Origin of the sequence: Pseudoalteromonas sp. A41-2 (assembly GCF_015767615.1) — a bacterium.
GTDB classification, from domain to species: Bacteria; Pseudomonadota; Gammaproteobacteria; order Enterobacterales; family Alteromonadaceae; genus Pseudoalteromonas; species Pseudoalteromonas lipolytica.
Genome location: NZ_CP065231.1, coordinates 163,107 through 180,841, shown reverse-complemented (window position 1 = coordinate 180,841; position 17,735 = coordinate 163,107). Strand labels below are relative to the sequence as shown.

Genomic DNA, 17,735 nt, shown 5'->3' with positions numbered 1-17,735 from the left:
TCCTCAAAAAAAGCCCAGTAACATTGCTGTTACTGGGCTGTGCACGGTTACTGCTTAATTAAACTGCCTGATACAAAAGAATGCAGAGCAGGGTCATCGTTATCATCATAGGTTTCTGGCACTTCGAAGCCTAAAGTCTCAACACTAAAACCGCCATCTATCATCATTATGGGGGTCATGAGTACACCATAACCGTAGTTTTGAGTAACGGTCGGGTCGCTGTACATCATTAACGAACCTAGGTGTAGCTCCCATGTCGCTTCTCTCACTTCACCCTCTAATTCAAATGTTGCGGTACCATCATTTGAAATAACAACATTCGATGTTTGCATACCACTGCCATCATCTGCCATGTAGGTAAATACATGTGAGCCCACTAACTCTGTTTCAGTAAAGGTCGCTTGTTCTATTACTCGCGTGACTCGCTCCATGATGCCGAAATCGTCGCCATCTTTAAAGTGTATAAAGTTACCTTGCGCTTTCACAATAAAGTTAGGGTCGGCTTGCTCAATAGGACTACCATAGGTTTTTTCATAGAAGTCTACTGACACCTTTTGAGTTTCTGTATCGTAGCTGTAATAACCACCTGAAATACCTAACTCATTAAACTCAGTATCATGTGCTAACTCTAAGAATGTGCCATCTTCTTTAAATACGGCAATAAAGAAATCACTGTCAAATGAGCCATCATAGTATCCTCCTATCAGCGGATTAGTTGCACTGTAAATGCGTGTGAGCGTTACAGTACCTTCACCTTCAATATCTAGGGTTAACGTATCACCAGATACGGTGGCTGTGATTGCTCCAGCATCATCAATACCAAAACTACCATTTGTATCTTCGCTAATTTGAACAGAGAACTCACCTGTTGACTCGTTCCAGGTAAAGTCACCTATTTCATAACCCGCAAAGGCTGTCTCATCATCAGGGTCTGACATAGCTTGGATTTGTAACCACTTACCATCACGTAAAATCACCGCCACTTCAGGTTCATCAGCGAGTTGCCATGCACCATCAAGAGGATGAATAGTCGCGGGACGTTCTATAACAACTTGTTCTTGAGCCATAGCCTCATCGAAGTACCATGCCTGCTTAGCATCTTCTGTACAGCTACTTCCTTGACTGTAAACACACACAGTTAAGAAATCGCGGTCAAATTCAACGACCTCAAACACCCATTCATTAGACATCAACTTACCACTTTGCAGTGCATAGCTGTTTTGCATATACGCGCCTTGATAGGTTGTTGCTATTGAGTACTCAAAAGCATCTGAACTTTTGTCAGTGATAGTTGCCAACTCAATGGTTTCTACCCCAAGCTCTTTTGGAGTATAGAAGTTTGAGAAGTAACGATAGCTTGTATCATCTTCAGCATACATATGCTCCCACCAATACGGCGCAAATCGACTTACACCATAATCGCTTGAAACAGAAAACTCTCGAATGTGAGAAGCATAATATCCAGGCATTTCGGTGCCATCCATTTCAAATGCACGGTATTTACGATAGGTAAAGAAGTGCTCGCCATCTTTTGCTAGCAGCTGTTGTGTAAACTCAGTATAGACAGGGCAGCTATTGTCGGGTTTATCACAGGTTGCCGATATGCCTCCGGTGTCGGTGTAGTAGTTATTTCGAACAAACACACCTTCGCTGTTAATCTGCCAAGAGCGATAATGTTGATTAAGGCTAAAATTCATTAAGCCATCATCATATACGTCGTAATGGAGATCAGGTTGCGCTGAATTTACACCTTGATAAATAGTCCATTTACCCAACACATCACTGTTTGTAAGCTGCAGCGTGTTATCTTTTACAAATAACCCTGTACTTGTAATACTTGAATCATCCGTTTTAGACATTAAAGATGCTGTGAATTGGTAACCGACATTCAGTGATTTTATAAACCAAAACGAGTAGTCAAACGTAAGTGACTCATCGGTGCTAGAAATCATCAACTGGTTATCAGACACTGACCAAGTAATCGCAACCGGTGCATTGCTATTATTGATAAGTGTTCCCGTACCACCTTCAACTAAATTAAAATTAACGGCACTGCTGTAGCCGTAAAAATCAGATGTATTATCGACATACCATGAACCGACTAAATCGGCTGCGGCAACATTTAAGGTTTGTGTTTTATCGATTAACGTACGATTCGCGGTCAACTCTTCTGTCGATGTTATCTCAGTCGTTGATTCGTTTTTCGTTTCAAACGCTGAATAAAGCTCAACAGTTCTATTAGCGTCATTTTCAAGTAAAATGCGCATATCCAAATCAGTTAAGTACTCGCACATTTCTTCTTGAGTCACTGTACCTACATCAAAATAACACGATACTTTGACTGGCTCAGGAACAGTAATACTGACGACATCATTGTCCTGTGTCCAAGAGAATGAAGCATTAAAATTAATAAAAACATAACTGCCCGTTCCATCAGCGTTAAAATTAATCTGACCCGCGCCAAAACGCGTGTAATACTTGGGCGCCATAACAACATAGTCACCCACAACACTGCCAAATGAGTTATCAACCAACTCTTCATCGTCTTTAATGGTTTCTTTTACTGTTTCTATTAAGGCTGGATCTTGACTGTTCACGGTGTTGATAAAGTCATCAATACCCTCGCTGTCACTGACTAAATCAAGCGTAGACTCTACCCCTTCAGGTAAGCTGTAATCAGGATTATCAACAATAATTTTAATTAGTGCTGATAGCAGCAGTTTTTCGTCAGCATCAATCGCAAGCAAGGCTTTGTCTAATGCATCCTCAGAATCAACCGTGTCGTTATCACGACTAATAAGAGCAAATTCAGCAGTACTTACATTGGTAATATTGACACCAAAGTTTTCTTCTTTGCTCAGTGTTCCATCTTCGCCTGCTTGCGAGATTAAAGTAGCAATCGACTTAAGTTGAGAAACAAACTCTACACCCGGGTTGATGGCGTTATCGCCTAGCGCAACAAGTTTCACCAGTTTATTAGCAAAAGAGTCGTCTACTTCAACATCAACACGGTAGCGGCCTTGCTCATCAGCAGTAATCTCAAATAACTCATCACCAATTTGTACCGCCACATTTGAATTTATAATGGGCTCATCCGTTACAATACCTGTAATTGTGACACTGAGCACTTTACGCTTTAATTGAATAGTGACTTGTGCATTAGCTGTTGCACCATCGTCATCGGTGACGGTCACAGATAACACCACATCCGCATCATCTTCAATTGCAGGTGCCGTTATCGTTAGGCTGCTACTGTCACTACCCGACAAAGCTAAATCAGGACCAGAAATCTGCGACCATGCATAAGTACTAATAGTGCCGTCACTATCAGTTGCTGTTGCTAGAAGCGTTAACTCGCTACCTTCGGTGAGTGTTTCATCGCTGCTTATTGATACTGTAGGGCTTTTATTTTCTGCAACTGGCGGCTTTTTATCCTCGTCGCTATCGCTTCCACTGCCACCACAAGCGGTTAAACCGACAAGACTTGTCGCGAGCAGTAGCTGTTTAAAGTGATTTATTAATCGTGAATTAGGAGGGCTCATCATGTCATTCCTTACATTGATTGCTACGTAGCCACCCAAAAAGAGGCAACTGCACAAACAGTTGCCATATCTCAAGGGAAGCGAAATCTAACAATTATGAACAAAGGCGGGATCTCCGTGACTTCCTTAACCATATACTGAGTTCAGCTATGTTTGCCCGTCAAATATGAACACGTGAGATCCCATCAAAACGGTTCATCTTTCGTTAAGTTTTATAGGTTAGATGAGATGCAAAAATTATGTATGCTTGATGCCGACAAAAATGTACTCAAATACGACATAACAATAAAAATCAATAAGTTAAACGTAGTGACACTGATATTCTTTTGCCGTCATACCATATTTTACTTTAAAAAATTTCGAGAAATGTGAGCGAGATGAAAAACCAATATCGTCAATCACCAAACTAATTTGACGACCTTGGCGTAACAACTCGGCAGCTTTTATGAGTCGATAATCCCGTAAATATTCACTCGGTGTCATGTTGAGAAACACTTTTAACTTACGCTGCAACTGACGTTCACTCAGTGCGAGATGCTTAGCACAATGCGTCATTGAGAATCCTTGTTGCTGATAATTTTCAGATACATAGTGCTCAAGCTTTTCAAGTAACTGTTTATCACGCGGATCAACGGGAGTATCTGCCTTTGGTGGGCTTTGATCTGGCACCTGAATCACATGCTGTTGAGCATATTGATTAACCCAATCAATCCAATTTTCGACTTTTAATAATAATTCTTCCCTGTCAAAAGGCTTGGTGATTACATCCAAAGCATGTTGTTTTAAACCGCTTACCCGCGTTTCATAGTCTCCTTTAGCAGTGAGTATTATCACGGGAATATGGCACGTAACAGGGGAGCTATGTAACGCATCTAATACGGCAAAGCCATCCACTTTTGGCATCATTAGGTCTGTCACTATCAAATCTGGCACTTGGCTTTGCGCTATTTGCAAACCAACGTGGCCATCTTCTGCCAGTAATACCTGATAACGCGGGTGTAATTCAGTTTTTAAATAATGACGCAACTCATCATTATCCTCGATAACTAGTACGGTAGGTTGCTCACAATTTTTCTTGGCTTTAAGGTTCTCACTGTCGATACTCACCGAGGTTGCCTGCTCGAGAGCCTCAGCTAATGGGAAACGAAGCGTAAATGTTGTGCCTACCGCTAAGCGACTAACAAGCTGAATGTCGCCTTGATACTTATCAACGAGACGTTTCACAATGGCTAACCCAACACCATTGCCTTCTACATTAGCTTGGCTGCTTACACGGTAAAAGATATCAAATACTTTCTCTTTCTCCGCATCAGCAATCCCTTTACCTGTATCGGTCACCTCAATAAAGGCATTGTTATCATGCGTTGTTATTTTTAAGCTTACACTCCCTTGTTTTGTATACTTGAAGGCATTGCTGAGTAAATTGCTTAATATAGTAATTAGCCCCTCTCGGGTGCTTGATATAAAAATTGCTTCTTCTATTTCAACATAAAACTCTACTGATTGCTCACCGAGTACAGAAAACTGTCCTGCAACCTCACGCGCAATCGCAGACAAGGATACAACCTTAATAATCTCTTCATTGCGCTCATCATAACGGGTCAATGTTAAGAGTTTATCGACCAGATTTTCTAAACGTCGACTGTTTCGTAATACCAAGGTTAACTGCTCACGTTTATCTGTGTTTTTTTCATTAAAAATAAGACGCTGCAATGGTGCGATTAACAAACTAAGGGGCGTACGTAACTCATGAGATGCATGCGTAAAAAAGCGCACTTTATTTTCAAGCGAATCACTAAGCGCATCAGCTTGCTGTTCTATCAGCGCTTTTTGCTCTGCAATTTCATCAGTGCGCTCATTGACAAGTTGCTCTAGTTGATACTTTTGTTTACGGATCCGATAGGTCCAAAGCACCGTTAATAACCACACCAAACATAAGACAAGTACTGCGCAAACAACATAAAAAGCAGGGCTTTGCCACCATGGAGCCAGTACTTTGATATTCAATAACAATGGGGCGAGTGCGTTCGCTCCACTTTCGCTACTTGCTTTAACGATAAGCTGATAACTGCCTGGCGGTAAGTTGGTGTAATCTATTGATAAGTAAGGACCAGTTACATTTCTCCATTGCTGTTCAAAACCTTCTAAACGGTAAGAATACTTATTAGTTTTAGGTTCTGAATAATGCAAATAACTGACCTGTAAGTGCATGCGTGTAATATCGGCTGGCACTGTGACGATGCGACTCTTCTCGATTTGGTAAAGGCTACCGAGCTTACTCCCAGCAGAAATAATAAGGTCTTGATCGTCAAACTGTAAACGCGTTAATGCTAACTGCCCACCTTGTTTATTCTTAACGAGTGTTTCAGGGTTAATAACACTTACACCTTGGGTGCCGCCAAACATTAACCGGCCATCTCGCATTTTCAGATAGGCGCCGGCATTAAATTCATTGCCTTGCAAACCGTGACGAGCTTTATAACTGGTGATTGCAAAATTCTCTGGATTTATTTTAGCTAATCCATTGTTTGTACTTACCCAAACCATGCCATCATTGCCTTTTAATAAAGCATAAATCACTTGATTAGGCATACCATCTGCCACATTAATAACCTTTACTTGCTGGCTATTGGTGTCAATGATATTTATTCCATTAGACGTCGCTAACCACATACGTGAACCTTCCTGTAAAAAGGCTCTCACCGTATTATCAGATAAAGCAGATGCGGGGTTACCTTTGCGATAATTAATTAAAGAATCAGTCGCAAAGTTATAGTAATACGCCCCATCCCCATCGGTTGCTATCCACATGTCTGTTGCGGAGCTTTGATATAAGCTTGTCACCCTTGCTGTAGGTATGACTAATTGAGAATGTGCCTGTTTTTCTGAAAAACTGATAAACCGACCTAATTGCCTATCAAAACAAAATAATCCACCACCATTCGTCCCTACCCAGACATTATTTTTCTCATCCACCAGCAAGGCGTAAATACTGTTTTCAGTTAATCCATGGCTCCCTTCATCAGCTCGAAAATGTGTCACACTGCCATCTTGGTGGAGCACATCAATGCCCTGCTGCCAACTACCAACCCAAATGTCTCCATTTAAATCTTCGGTTATCGCTTTAATTGCGTTACTGGTAATTGAATTGGGTAAGTTGCTCGCCACGAGGTGTTTAATACGGTTTAATTGTTGATCAAGGATATCTATCCCGCCCCCCCAACTGCCATACCAAATACGTTGCTGCGAATCTTCAAATAGCGCCCAAGCATCTTTACTTGAAAGCGGTGTCGGTTTTTTTAATTTACTGAATTGAAGTGAAGCAGGATCTAGCTTGCTGATACCATTGGCAGTACCAAACCACATAATATCGCTACTATCACGGTAAATACTGTAAACTCGGTCGTGCGCTAAGCTATATCTGTCAAATGGGTCATGGGTTAAAGCAGAAAACGTGTTGGTTTTGCGATCAAAAATATTGATGCCGCCCCCTCGCGTTGCAAGCCATACTCGACCCTGCTGATCAAACTCGATATCACGAATTTCGTTACTGGTTAACCCGTGCTCTGAGTCGCTCGATTTAAGCCATTGCTGCATCGATTTTGCTGATAAATCAATCTTAAATAACCCACCGCCTTGACTGGCCAACCATATTGTTTCGTCATTTGCCTGCTTTATCGCAAAGATACTCGAATGAATGCTAGGTGGCTTTGTAAATCCATTCAACAACGTACTGACACGTTGTTGCTTAGCAAGATCATAATGAATTAATCCTGCACCATGAGTACCTAGCCACAATACATCGTGTATTTTTGTTATCGCATAAATAGGCTTTTTTATATCCCGCACTAGTGGGGTCACTTTTTCATTGCGTTTATTGTAAGCGAATAAACTGCCATCATACGTGCCGATATACAGCACGTGAGAATCAACAAACAAACTGGTAATACGGTAGTCTGTTAAAATGGGCGAAGAAAATTGGTAATCGTATAACGGGAGTTGATTTACGCCCCCATTGCGGGTGCCTATAAAAAGGTGCGATTCGTTATCGAGTGCAAGCGGATAAATGTAGTTATTCGTTAAACTATTGTTTTCTCCTGTTGACGAAAAAACAATAAATTCATTCCCATCAAAGCGGTTTAACCCTGCTTGCGTAGAGAACCATACAAACCCCTGCTGATCTTGTTGAATATCAAATACAACGCTTTGTGATAAGCCATTATCAATACTGAAATTTTGAAACGCAGGCCACGCAAAAGGTAAAAAAAATAGACTAAAAAGATAAATAAGAAACCGAGTCATCCCTAAAAGCTACACATTTATTATTAGTTATTAATAAAGAATAGTTCAGTTCAGTTAACATTCATAATAGTTCCCCATTTTAACTACATGAAAGAAAAGCTTTTATTATAGTCGGTTCTAAAGCTCATCACGTTTAAGCCCAATAATACCGCTATTGTTTCAGGCAAAAATACGTTGATGTGTATCTAATAATTTTAGTTAATTTAATTTCAGTGGGTTGCGGAGCAGTAAATAATGAAGGCAAACCGACGACCTTCGGATTATAAACCTGAATTTCAGGCATAAAAAAACACGCGGCTGCGTGTCTGATCATGTTTGCTAATTTAATTTCAGTGGATTGCGGGAGTGGGGAATTATGAAGGCGAACCGACGACCTTTGGGTCATAAACCTGAATTTCAGACATAAAAAAACACGCGGCTGCGTGTCTGATCATGTTTGCTAATTTAATTTCAGTGGGTTGCGGGAGCAGTAAATAATGAAGGCAAACCGACGACCTTCGGATTATAAACCTGAATTTCAGGCATAAAAAAACACGCGGTGGCGTGTCTAATCATTGTTGCTAATTTAATTTCAGTTGGTTGCGGGAGCCGGATTTGAACCGACGACCTTCGGGTTATGAGCCCGACGAGCTACCAGGCTGCTCCATCCCGCGCCTGAAATTATTAAGTTTATTTTTCTTCTCACTTAATTTAAGAAGTCAGCCAATTCAAAGAATTGGTTGCGGGAGCCGGATTTGAACCGACGACCTTCGGGTTATGAGCCCGACGAGCTACCAGGCTGCTCCATCCCGCGCCTGAAATTATTAAGTTTATTTTTCTTCTCACTTAATTTAAGAAGTCAGCCAATTTAAAAAATTGGTTGCGGGAGCTGTGAAGGTGAAGAGGGAATGCCTCACGCCGTGACGACGACCTTTAAACTTCCAACAATGCACCAAAACTTTTCAAAAAATTGGTTGCGGGAGCCGGATTTGAACCGACGACCTTCGGGTTATGAGCCCGACGAGCTACCAGGCTGCTCCATCCCGCGCCTGTAATCTCTTAGTAACATAAGCATGTTAACGATGCCCTGTACCAGAGAGAGCGCTATAATATAGCAAAAAAATTAGAAATCAAGGGTTATAATAATAAAAGCGGTTCAAGCGAACAAAAAGCACACAAAACTACTCTAAAGAGCACGTTGATGAGGACTGATCATTTTTTGCCACTCCCAATCTGGGTGTCCCATTACAATAAAATCAGGATTCTCAGTACTTTCTCGTTGATTGTAAGTCAGTGGGTTAAATTCAGCGTCAGTAATACATCCGCCAGCTTCTTCGACAATTACTTGAGATGCACCAGTATCCCATTCACCTGTTGGGCCAATACGTAAAAAGCAATCTGCTTTTCCCTCAGCAATAATGCAAGCCTTTAATGAACATGACCCTAATGCTACGGTGGCAAACTGAGTATTTAAATATTGACTGACCGACTCAATTTTTTGCCTGCGACTCACCGCTAATGTTAAGTTATCTGGCGTTGCTACCGAAATTTGCTTATCTTGGCCATTTTCACGTTTAAACGCACCATTTTGATAACTTGCGAAATACGTCACTTGTTTAGCTGGCCAGTGTATAACGCCTAAGACGGGATGATTGTTTTCAATCAATGCAATATTTACCGCAAAGTCGCCACTTTCTAAAATAAACTCTCCCGTACCATCCATAGGATCTAGCAACCAATATCGCTGCCAATGTTTCCTATCTTCAAGTGCTGGAATAGGCGTCTCTTCAGACATAATCGGAATATCGGGAGCCAACTTTCTTAGGCCCGCCATCAATACTTCGTTCGATGCCAAGTCAGCTTTCGTTACGGGTGTATTATCTGACTTTTCTTCAGCACCAATATCATCTTGCTGATAAATAGCCATAATAGCCTCACCTGCCTGCTCAGCTAAACGAATGCACGGTTCTAAAAAATTATTCATTGCCCGCTCCTGACTCTAGGTACTTTGTTAATAATAGCAAAGCTGCAACACTTCGTGCTTCAGTAAAGTCATCTTGTTGTAATAAAGATTGCCAATCTTGTATTGGCCATTTAACAACAACGAGCGGTTCAGGCTCATCACCAGGTAACGTTTCTGGATAAAGTTGCTCTGCATAGAGAATATGCATAGTGGCATTAAAGTAACTGGGTGCCATCGTTACTTTTTTTAGTGCAGAAAAATGCTTCGCACCAAAACCGACCTCTTCTTTAAGCTCTCGGTTTGCGGCTTGCTCTGGTGTTTCTCCAGGATCAATTAAGCCCTTAGGAAAACCGAGTTGATAGTCGTTCGTGCCTGCACAATATTCCCTTACTAATAGCAATTCATTATCAGCTGTAACGGGCACAATCATCACAGCTCCCCGGCCTCCACCACGAATTCTTTCATACTGCCTTTGTTCATCATTTGAAAACTTCAAAGCCAGAGATTCAACAGTAAATAGTCGGCTTTTGGCGACGACTTCGTTAGACAATATTTGCGGAGGTGTTGGGTGCTTTTTCTGTGTCATTGGCATTAATTTGCTATCATGTCAGTTACACTCATGATAAATCTTTTAAAGTGAATTGCCTATGTTAAATTGGTCAAAAATCGATACAGTACTGCTTGATATGGATGGCACTCTGCTCGATTTGCATTTTGATAATTACTTTTGGCTTACCGTTATTCCCGAACAATATGCATTAAAGCATGGACTCAGTTTAGAGCAGGCGAAAACAGACATTTTTCAACGCTATCAAAAAGTAAGCGGCCAAATAAGTTGGTATTGTTTAGATTACTGGCAACAGCAACTCGATTTACCCATTATGGCGTTAAAGCGTGATATTCAGCATTTAATAAAAATTCGCGAAGACGTCCCCCCTTTTCTAACCGAACTTAGAAAAACAGGCAAAGAATTAATCTTACTTACGAATGCCCACCCAGATTGTGTCATGTTAAAGTTTGAGTTAACGGCAATAGACAATTATTTAGATGGCGTTATTTCAACCCATCAATATGGTGTGAGTAAAGAACATCAACCTTTATGGCAGCAAGTGCAACAAGAATGGCAGTTTGATAAAACGCGCACTTTATTTGTTGATGACAGTCCCGCAGTGCTCGATGCGGCCAAAGAGTTTGGCATAGGCCATATACTTGCGGTTGCCAACCCTGATAGCCGACAACCGCATAAACAGTTCGATGGCTATTTATCTACCACCGACTTTCGTGACTTCATGCCCCTAAAATGAGCATAAATAGGTTTATTTAGGGTAACGCTGCTCTAAGCCTTGATAGACAAGCTTTGCAAAATCAGCATGCTCCGTATCGAGGCTTTTAACAACTTCAACTAAATGCTCGTTATCTTCTTGACCGTTCCACACCTTTATATAACTGCCATCTTTGTAACCATGATCTTGGCGGAAGAAATTAAGTGTATTTTTGCCAACATAGCCACGATATAAATCGTCGATATCCATGCCAATTTGCGCCATACACCCTGCGAATGCGGCAGCATTAAAACGCTTTTCAGCAACGGCGGTTGCAGCCAATAACTCAAGCGTTTGTTTAAAATCGTCAGCTTGCTCAGGCGCACTTAGTTCAGCTTCAAGTTGAGCGGCAAGTTGCTCGTAACTTGTTTCCCCGTCGATACGCAGTGATAAACCAAAATGGAAAATGTCGACCAGCTCCAAAATAACTTGCTCAGTATCTGGGGTTTGTTTTTTCCACCATTTCCAACCATAGTGGTCTTTTCACTACATACATTTAAGTTACAAAATTGTTAGCCTTAATCATCTAGAGATGCTATTACATAATATATTCAAATAAGACTAGTTTTTTAGTGGTGAAATTAGTGGAAAAAAGAACTTTAAAGGATGTAAATATATGTGGGAATAGCTTCGAATCATTAACTGTCTTTCTTGACTCAAATGGAAATATAATAATTGCTCCATTGCTATACACTATATATTTAGAAAATCTTGGCGAAATCATAAAATGCAAAGAGTACGAGAAAGGTGGTGAGTTATACAAGGAGCTTTATGAAGACTCATTAAGTGAAAGCTCAATACCCCAATACATTGGGCACATTTTTAATTTTTTTCAATATATAGAAGAATTGAATCTACTCAATGAGGCTCCTGATGTTCACCACTCATATTTAATTCAAGCAAGTCTAGTTAATAAATACCTAAACTCGTACTTACCTAAACACCTTACAAGTGCATCCTTAAGCGTGCATCAGGCATCCATAAGATCTTACTTCTACTTTTTATCGAAATTAGGGTTAATAGCCCCTATGAATATTAAGATATCAAGAAAAGCGAAAAAGCTATCGTTTGATAATAATCGTAGTAAAACTAAAATCAACTACGTCAGCACTGAAGAAAGAGCTGCTCTTCTACATCGATGTAAAACGAAACGAGATAGGCTATTGTTAAGAATGGGGTTTGAAGTAGGCTTAAGGACCTCTGAAAATACAGGCCTATTACTTCAATACAAGGGTAACAGAGACGGGTATTTATTGAGTCTCTTTGACGATTTAATAAACCCAGAAAAAAGTCACCTTGAAAAGTTTAGATACATGTTACATGGAAAATTTACAAAAGGTGGGAAGTCTCGCTGGATATTTTTTTCCCGCTCATTGCTCGAAGCTATTAGGGACTACTATTTAACTGAGAGAGCTATAGTCCTCTCTGAAGCGAAAGGCAAGTTAGATCCCGATGACCTATTTTTAAATGCTGCGCCAGGGTATAAAGGAGACCCAATAAAAGAAAGCAGAGCAACTGATGTGTTTGATAAGTATAGGGACATGATAGATTGGATGGATCAAACACTAAGCTACCACGATCTTCGACACACCTTTGCAACTGAACTTTATCAATACGAGCTTATAAACTCTGAAGGTGGCGAAACGCGCTCGCAGAGCTCAGCACTTATTACCGTTGCTCAACGTCTCGGGCACGCTTTAGGTAAAGATGGTAGGCCAACTTCCGTTACTACTTGTTACATCCGTTTAAAAGAAGTGATGCTGGATGTAGAAGGAAAAAATTATGCTATCTAAGAAATCAATTCCATATTTCACTCAAGAAGCAGGAGGTGAAGAGCGAGAATTATTGCTCGATACTCGAAATCTAGTTATTGATAACAATACTATTTATCCACTTAAAAGCACTCATGAAGTATCACGATTATTGCTTAAAATTATGAAGCTTTATTTGTTGGATAGTGATTATAAAGAGAAGTCAGCAGATCACCAAAAACATACTAAAGGTGCATTTCGAAGATGTATTGAATTCCTAAACCAAAGCAAAACCCTAAGTAACAAAGTACTAAAGGAGTTTGAAAGCTGGGAGGTCGAACAATATAAACTAAAGCCACAAAGTACAAATTGCCGTCGACTCAAGACTATCTTATCTAGGATTAAGAACTCACCCAACTTGAACGTTAATGAAAAAAGACAGATAGAAACTGTGATAAATTCGTTCGTCCAATCAAAGGACGCAGAGAAAGATCCGCTTTCGCTGTCATCTTGGTTTATTGAGAACAGTCCATGGCTTAGAAAATATATGGGTGAACATTTCTTGCTTCTAGAGAGCCCCAAAAGACTAATTAAGTCATTCGAAGCAACAATTGGCACAATGTTAAATTTCATTTTAGAAGCAAGAAAACAGTTTGCATCTCACCCAGATCTTATTGAACTCTATATGAATATCCGAAATTTTACTTCAATCAGAGATAAGCAAAAGAGAATCATAAACTTTATAGGTGCATTACTCGACAAGCCAGAGAACTCGGTAACTGAGCTTAAAAGTTTCATATTGACAGAATGCTCTCACCCTAAACATAGAACTAAGATATGCCAAGTCATTCTCAAGTGTCGTGAGAATAGCAATAAAAGTAGTTCTCAAATTCTGTATGACGAACTTTTATATAAACGTCGCGCTGAATTCCCTTTCTCAGCGCCCGAAAGTTTTTACGATCAGGTGAGCCTAACAGAAGAAGCTCTCATGTCTTTTTTGTTTGCTACGCTCTCAATTCAACCAACAGATATACTTGGTCTAACACGCAGACATATAGCTATAAAAACGAATTCACAAGGTAATGTAAGATTATTAGAAGTTGACTATTTAAAAGGCAGAGGGCTAAGAAGACATAAACCGCCAACATTAAGAGGTTCAAGCCTGATTGCAAGGACAACCATTTCATATATCAACAACTTGCCCAAACATCAAGATGAGTTATTTACCAGATTAAGAGGAGATAAAAATTATGCAATAAGCCTAACAAATCCTTTTTCTGAACATAAGCACAGTAATCACAACAACTTCCAAGCTCTTTTTGCAAAACTCTTAATAACAAATAATGAATTGAATACTAACCTAGAGCGTGAACTTAAATTAAGTGGGGCTGGAAAGGTGTTTAAATATGCGATGTCACATTTCTATGATCACAATAGATATGATCGACATACTGCTGCTTCTATGTTCGAGAAAAAGAATCTTACTAGAAAAGAATATCAAGAGCGAACTCAAGAACCACTACCATCTTATTTCTTCAAGTTGGCACATATAAAAAATACAGGCGTTTACTCCAGAACCGATTTATATAGAAATGAGGATCTAGTCAATCAGAACTCACATCAGTCGAATACTGAAAAACTGTCTTACTTAACAGATGACAACAAAGAGTGGGTAAATCAAGTCGGTAGGATCACGAGGATGGTTATGAATGATATTGAATCGAGGGCTTTCAGGCCTACCTTAGAATTTATCGATAAAGAAGCTACAGAAAGAAACCTTCGGACGAAAGTTATTGATAGTACTCATTCAACAAATGTAAGAATTAACCAGTATGGTGAGGCTATACAATCAGAAAGTGAACGAGACCTTGATCATGTGATAGTTTTCGAAAACTCGCAGACTGTAATTACAATGCTTCATTACATTGATGAAGCAGAAATTAATGCTAAAGCAATCATGCAAGCCAACTCTTCGTTTTTCGAAGAAACTTTGCTAATTAATGTGGAGTGGATGCATCATTGTTTAAGCCAATTCTCCCCTGATTTAGTCAGCAAATCTGTAGAAGATTACCAGCGATTAAAGAAGTTAAACATTTTACCCAAATTATTTGAGAATGAAATTCAATCAGGTATGTCACTATGAATAAATCAATAATGAAGGAATACAATATTATCAATGAATTGAATAGTAAATTGTGCTCCTTCAACGATACTAAAAATGACTTACATGCTGATGAATGGAACTTCATTGTCGGGTCTAGTGAATTCACGTTATATCACAGCGGCAATATGCTACTTCTTGGAAATCAAGGAGACTTCTTTAATGAACTTAACATTAGTCCTGATATCATTGTTAAGTTGATTCTACTTAATTTATTTCCCAAATGTCCGACATCTTCAACGATCAGGGAACATTCGGACTTCACTCTTATTTTGTTTACTTATATGCAAAGACACGGAATAGTCAAAGTAAGCCAGAACGATCTTGTCGATATATTTTCTTACTTCATTATGCATAAAGTAGTAAGAAACATGACGGACAAATCGGATGTTCAAATAGTTAGGCGATTAACACCAAGGTCTTGGGCAAACTGCTATTTTTTACCGACAATAATTCAGCGTATCACCCATATTCTTCATATGTATGATATCGAATTCTCTTCTGTAAGCAGCATGACGGAATCAAAAGGGAAAAAACACCTGAAAGATGCTATTAAATCAGTCTCTATTGGTGAACTGACATACAACGATTGGAAGTCAGGTAAATCTTTCAATAACCTAACATTGGACTATGGTAGGCATTACGTCGAGTTTTTACAGGATTTTTATAACGAAAATTATCCTATTGCCTTGGCACTTAATTATGTCGACTCGATCAGAGAAGATATACTTTCTCGTGCTGGATATAAAGTGCATAAAAATACAGTACCAATGATTTATGGCTTGTTAACTCAGGTTAATGTTAGAGAGAACCCCCACCTGAAAACATTTGATAGGAAAAAGATCGATTTCCTAGAAAAAGAAATTAAACAAGAGTATATCCGTTTCATTCACCCAATTCTTAAACGAAACTTCATTTTAAAAGATGCCTCAGTAAGAGAAATTGCACAACAGATTGGAATTGATACAAAAAATGAAAGATACCACCATAATGCCGACATCGAACGATTAAGAAACATTCTATATTTCCTAACCGATGATGAAGATTATCCAGAATTAAGTAACGTAGTTAAAAACTCTAACTTCGACACAAGTATACAAGAGTTAGAAGAAATTATAGCTCGGATGTCGGCTAGAGTTCCTGCACCTGAGTTACCTACTTCTTCATACATTAAACAATTTGTAGGAGAATACTTTGAAAGAAACTCTAGCAGAGATGTACTAAATTTCATCCGGAAAGTCCAGAAAGCCGGACAAACTTGCATTATGGCCTTCACAGGTTGGAGGCGAAGTGAATTTGGTTTTCCAGTATCGTCAATATCAAGCAAACTCAATCATGACGTTTTAGATCAATATGCATTACCATACAGACACAATATTCATTGGCATATATTTAAAACTCAACGAGGCACTAGCCTTGATAGGGAAATTACTCAAAGAACTTATGAACTAATAAGATCAATGACTAACTTTCATTGCCCTCTAGAGCATGAACCTGCAATCTATTCCGAAACCTATAACATCAAACAAGATCCAACTAGTAAAAATGTCTCGTCAAATAAGATGGCTGATGCTTGTAACGCGAATTGGTATAACTTTGCGCAGCACTATAAACCATTTAAGGTTCTAAACGAGATATCATTATTCAATGAACTAAGAAATAAGGTTCCGTTATCTGAATCTGAAGCAATATTATTTAAGAGTTTATCTGCACATCAACACTCAGAAGAGTGGAGTTACGTTATTAACAACCCCCTATTATCCGAAGTGAAAAAGAGGATTGAAGAAGAATTACCTGTGGTTTCGTTTATGCAGACAAGAACGGACATTTCGGTTAAGAAAGGAGCTCTTGAGCAATATCAGCGCTACCTACAAAATAAGAAACACCATCTAGATGTTAGAGTTTTAAAAATTTATGAAGAACATCTACCTTCTGCAATTAAAGACAGAATAGCCCAAAGTAGTATTAAAGAACTTCGTGAGATCAATAAAGAGCTTACTCATTTTTTATATTCTGAATGTCTATACCCAACACCACACGCGTTCAGACATATGTGGGCAGAAGCAGTCTTTAGGCGATTTGATGGTGATGCAGGGTGGATGATTAGAAGTAATTTCAAGCACATTTCAGAGTCCATGTGGGTCGCTTATATTGCAAATAAAACTGACGTAAATATTCATCAACAATTGAAAGTAAATATCGCAAGCTCGCTTATGAAGAACTGGCTGAGGAATAAAGGCGTTAAAACTTCTGGTAAATACCATACATTCTTAAAAAGACTATTTAAGAATACATCTATCACTTCATTCCAAGCAGCCGACTCGTTAATTGATAAGATTTCAGAAACTGACGTTATCTCCGTTAAAGCAAACCCGTGGGGATATTGCATTAATCGTTTCACAACTACGTCTTTTGCAAAATGTGCTGAAGATGGTGAAGCAAAACCTAGAAACGCGAAACCTGATCTTTGCTTAGGGTGCATTAACTTCATGACTGATAAAACAAATGTCGATTATATTATCGAACAGTCATGGCAACACATTGACTTACTTCGCTCAGACTATGTTAGGGACATACCTAAACCACTTGTCGATACGTCTATTTCATTCGTATCAAACGCGAAAAAAAGAATTTCAGAACTCTCCCCTAATCACAAGATTTTGGAAGAATATAACCAAGCTTTACAGACTCAAATCACTTAACTCAGGAGTTTCG

Annotated in this window: 8 protein-coding genes, 3 tRNA genes and 1 pseudogene; 4 read left to right on the top strand and 8 right to left on the bottom strand. The window is 39.3% G+C overall.

Annotated elements, in window-relative coordinates:
- Positions 1–47: 47 nt before the first annotated feature.
- The 7 genes from IT970_RS00860 to nudE all read right to left on the bottom strand — a co-directional run bounded on the left by IT970_RS00860 (position 48) and on the right by nudE (position 10,372).
- Positions 48–3,545 carry a PKD domain-containing protein gene (locus tag IT970_RS00860; protein WP_196857532.1) on the bottom strand — a complete coding sequence of 1,166 codons (3,498 nt, stop codon included), beginning with the start codon at positions 3,543–3,545 and terminating at the stop codon, positions 48–50.
- Between the two features lie 297 nt (positions 3,546–3,842).
- Positions 3,843–7,844, bottom strand: a complete 4,002-nt coding sequence (locus tag IT970_RS00855) for a hybrid sensor histidine kinase/response regulator transcription factor (RefSeq protein ID WP_196857531.1) — start codon at positions 7,842–7,844, stop codon at positions 3,843–3,845.
- 576 nt (positions 7,845–8,420) lie between these two features.
- Positions 8,421–8,497 (bottom strand) — tRNA-Met (locus IT970_RS00850).
- Between the two features lie 63 nt (positions 8,498–8,560).
- Positions 8,561–8,637: transfer RNA gene (locus IT970_RS00845), tRNA-Met, on the bottom strand.
- A gap of 157 nt (positions 8,638–8,794) precedes the next feature.
- Positions 8,795–8,871 (bottom strand) — tRNA-Met (locus tag IT970_RS00840).
- Between the two features lie 138 nt (positions 8,872–9,009).
- A complete protein-coding gene (gene cysQ, locus IT970_RS00835) occupies positions 9,010–9,807 on the bottom strand; it encodes a 3'(2'),5'-bisphosphate nucleotidase CysQ (protein ID WP_065978910.1) in 798 nt (265 codons plus the stop codon).
- Entirely contained in the window at positions 9,800–10,372 is a 573-nt protein-coding gene (nudE, locus tag IT970_RS00830; protein ID WP_036974304.1) for an ADP compounds hydrolase NudE, read from the bottom strand. The genes cysQ and nudE overlap by 8 nt, the downstream gene beginning before the upstream one ends.
- A 61-nt stretch (positions 10,373–10,433) precedes the next feature.
- Between nudE and yrfG the strand changes: the two genes are divergently transcribed.
- On the top strand, positions 10,434–11,090 hold the full coding sequence (gene yrfG, locus IT970_RS00825; protein WP_196857530.1) for a GMP/IMP nucleotidase: 657 nt from the start codon (positions 10,434–10,436) through the stop codon (positions 11,088–11,090).
- Positions 11,091–11,102: 12 nt separating this feature from the next.
- On the opposite strand, the pseudogene IT970_RS00820 reads toward yrfG, so the two are convergent.
- Positions 11,103–11,588, bottom strand: a pseudogene (locus IT970_RS00820) (dUTP diphosphatase); the annotation flags it as partial.
- 104 nt (positions 11,589–11,692) lie between these two features.
- Between IT970_RS00820 and IT970_RS00815 the strand changes: the two are divergent.
- The 3 genes from IT970_RS00815 to IT970_RS00805 are packed head-to-tail and all read left to right on the top strand — an operon-like array spanning position 11,693 to position 17,722.
- On the top strand, positions 11,693–12,901 hold the full coding sequence (locus tag IT970_RS00815) for a tyrosine-type recombinase/integrase (protein WP_196857529.1): 1,209 nt from the start codon (positions 11,693–11,695) through the stop codon (positions 12,899–12,901).
- The gene (locus tag IT970_RS00810) at positions 12,891–15,002 is read left to right on the top strand and encodes a hypothetical protein (RefSeq protein ID WP_196857528.1); all 2,112 of its coding nucleotides are present in this window, start codon (positions 12,891–12,893) and stop codon (positions 15,000–15,002) included. Before IT970_RS00815 ends, IT970_RS00810 begins: the two co-directional genes overlap by 11 nt.
- Positions 14,999–17,722 (top strand): hypothetical protein, encoded by a 2,724-nt coding sequence (locus tag IT970_RS00805; RefSeq protein WP_196857527.1) that lies wholly within the window; start codon positions 14,999–15,001, stop codon positions 17,720–17,722. The genes IT970_RS00810 and IT970_RS00805 overlap by 4 nt, the downstream gene beginning before the upstream one ends.
- The last annotated feature ends 13 nt before the right edge of the window (positions 17,723–17,735 follow it).